We start from the raw sequence: 2507 nt of genomic DNA, 5'->3' as shown, positions 1-2507 counted from the left end.
CGTCTGCCCCCACCCGCCGCTGATCGTCCCCGAGGTGGCCGGCGCTGCCGCGCCGGAACTGGACGACCTCCGCGCCGCCTGCGACGCCGCCGTGGCCCGGCTGTGCGCCTCGGGAGCGCGGAGCATCCTGGTGATCGGTGCCGACGACCGCAGCGCCGACCTCGACTTCCCGTTCCGGGGCAGCTTCGCGCCCTGGGGGGTGCCGCTGGAGGTGCAGCTCGGCAGCCTCCCCGACGGACGGGTGGGCACCGACGGCCTGCCGCTCAGCCTGCTGGTGGGAGCCTGGCTGCTGCGTCGTCGGCCGGTCTCCGGGACCGACGGCATGGGTTGGCGGATGAAGACCGTCGGCGCCGACGAACCGGTCGAGGCGTGTGCCGCCTGGGGTGCCCGGCTCGGGTCGAGCCAGGACTGGGCGCTGCTGGTGATGGGGGACGGGTCGGCCTGCCGGGGCGAGAAGGCGCCCGGCTACGCCGATCCGCGTGCCGAGGCGTACGACGCGGGGGTTGCCCGGGCCCTGGCCGACGCGGACACCGAGGCCCTGCTCGCCCTGGACCCGGGGCTGTCGGCGCAGCTGATGGTCGCCGGCCGGGCACCCTGGCAGGTGCTCGCCGCGGCCGCCCGAGCGGCGGGCGGCGACTGGCGCGCCGAGCTGCGCTACCACGCGGCCCCCTACGGCGTGTCCTACTTCGTGGCCAGTTGGGAGCGGTCGTGACCGCCCCGGGCACGGTGGTCGCCGTGGTCGGGCCGACGGCGGCGGGAAAGTCGGCGCTCAGCATCGCGCTGGCGCAGCACCTCGGTGGTGAGGTGGTCAACGCGGACTCGATGCAGCTCTACCGGGGGATGGACATCGGCACGGCCAAGCTCACCGTCGCCGAGCGGGAGGGCGTGCCGCACCACCTGCTCGACATCTGGGAGGTCACCGAGCCGGCCAGCGTCGCGGAGTATCAGCGGCTGGCCCGGGCGGCGGTGGACGACATCATCGCCCGAGGTCGGGTGCCGCTGCTGGTCGGTGGGTCCGGGCTGTACGTGCGGGCGGTGCTGGAGCAGTTCGAGTTCCCCGGCACCGACCCGGTGGTGCGGGAGCGGCTGGAGGGCGAGCTGGCCGCGGTCGGTCCGGCGCCGCTGTACGCGCGGCTGCGCGAGGCCGACCCGGTGGCGGCGGCCGGGATCCTGCCCGGCAACGGCCGGCGGATCGTCCGCGCGCTGGAGGTGATCGAGCTGACCGGTGGGACGTTCACCGCGGCCCTGCCCGAGCCGACACCTTTCTACCCGTCCGTCCAGATCGGGGTCGACCTGGACACCGCCCTGCTCGACGAGCGGATCGCCGTCCGGGTGGACCGGATGTGGACCGACGGGCTGGTCGCCGAGACCCGCGAGCTGGTCGGGCGGGGCCTGCCCGACGGCCGTACGGCCAGTCGGGCGCTCGGCTACCAGCAGGTCCTGCGCTTCCTGGCCGGGGAGCTGACCGAGACCGAGGCGTACGACGAGACGATCCGGGCCACCCGCCGGTTCGTCCGGCGTCAGCGCTCCTGGTTCCGGCGCGACCCGCGCGTGCACTGGCTGGACTCGGCCGATCCCGGGCTCGTCGAGGCCGCCCTGCGGATCCTCGGTGACGCTGCGCGATGATGGAGGCGTGGAGTTCACCAAGGGGCACGGCACCGGCAACGACTTCGTGATCCTGCCCGACCCGGACGGGGCGCTCGAACTGGCGCCCGGTCTGGTGGCGGCGATCTGCGACCGGCGGCGGGGGATCGGCGGGGACGGCGTGCTGCGCGTGGTCCGTGCCGCGAAGCACCCCGACGGCGCCGCCATGGCCGGCGAGGCCGAGTGGTTCATGGACTACTGGAACTCCGACGGCTCCTTCGCCGAGATGTGCGGCAACGGTGCCCGGGTCTTCGTCCGCTACCTGCTGGAGACCGGGCTGGCCACGCCGGCCGGCGGCACGCTGCCGGTGGCCACCCGGACCGGCGTCGTGCACGCGCGGGTCGACGGCGAGGCCATCGCCGTCGAGGTGCGGCGCCCCCGGTCGTACGGTGCGTCGGCCGCCGCGCTGGGCGGGCTGACCCTGCCCGGGACGGCGGTGGACGTCGGCAATCCCCACCTGGTCTGCCCGTTGCCCGCCGGGCTGGAGCTGACCGCGCTGGACCTGACCCGGGCACCCGGCTTCGACCCGGCGTTCTTCCCGGCCGGGGTGAACGTCGAGTTCACCGCGCCCGGTGAGCCGGTCGACGGAGTGGACGCGCACGTGCTGATGCGGGTCTACGAGCGCGGTTCCGCCGAGACGCTGTCCTGCGGCACCGGCGCCTGCGCGGTAGCCGCCGTCGCCCTGCACGAGGCGGCCCGCGACACCGGCACGGTCGCCGTCGACGTCCTCGGCGGCCGCCTGACGGTCACCGTCACGCCCGACTCCTGCTGGCTCTCCGGCCCCGCCTTCCTCGTCGCCACCGGCACCCTCACCCTGCCCTGACGCCAGACCCGCCCCAGAACTCAGCCTCGGCGGGTAGCGG

3 protein-coding genes are annotated in these 2507 nt (G+C 75.3%); all 3 read left to right on the top strand.

Features of this window, described 5'->3' with window-relative positions; translation table 11 throughout:
- Positions 1-712: class III extradiol dioxygenase subunit B-like domain-containing protein (locus tag C1I95_RS33380; protein ID WP_233514047.1), on the top strand; the 712-nt coding region annotated here is incomplete at its 5' end.
- Positions 595-1626 carry a tRNA (adenosine(37)-N6)-dimethylallyltransferase MiaA gene (gene miaA / locus C1I95_RS33375; protein ID WP_438941363.1) on the top strand — a complete coding sequence of 344 codons (1032 nt, stop codon included), beginning with the start codon at positions 595-597 and terminating at the stop codon, positions 1624-1626. The genes C1I95_RS33380 and miaA, both read left to right, overlap by 118 nt.
- 7 nt (positions 1627-1633) lie before the next feature.
- Positions 1634-2467, top strand: coding sequence for a diaminopimelate epimerase (dapF, locus tag C1I95_RS33370; RefSeq protein WP_111220048.1), 834 nt, complete (start codon positions 1634-1636; stop codon positions 2465-2467).
- Positions 2468-2507: the final 40 nt, after the last annotated feature.

Origin of the sequence: Micromonospora craterilacus (assembly GCF_003236315.1) — a bacterium.
Classification (GTDB): Bacteria; Actinomycetota; Actinomycetes; order Mycobacteriales; family Micromonosporaceae; genus Micromonospora; species Micromonospora craterilacus.
This window is presented reverse-complemented; position numbering and strand designations above follow the sequence as displayed.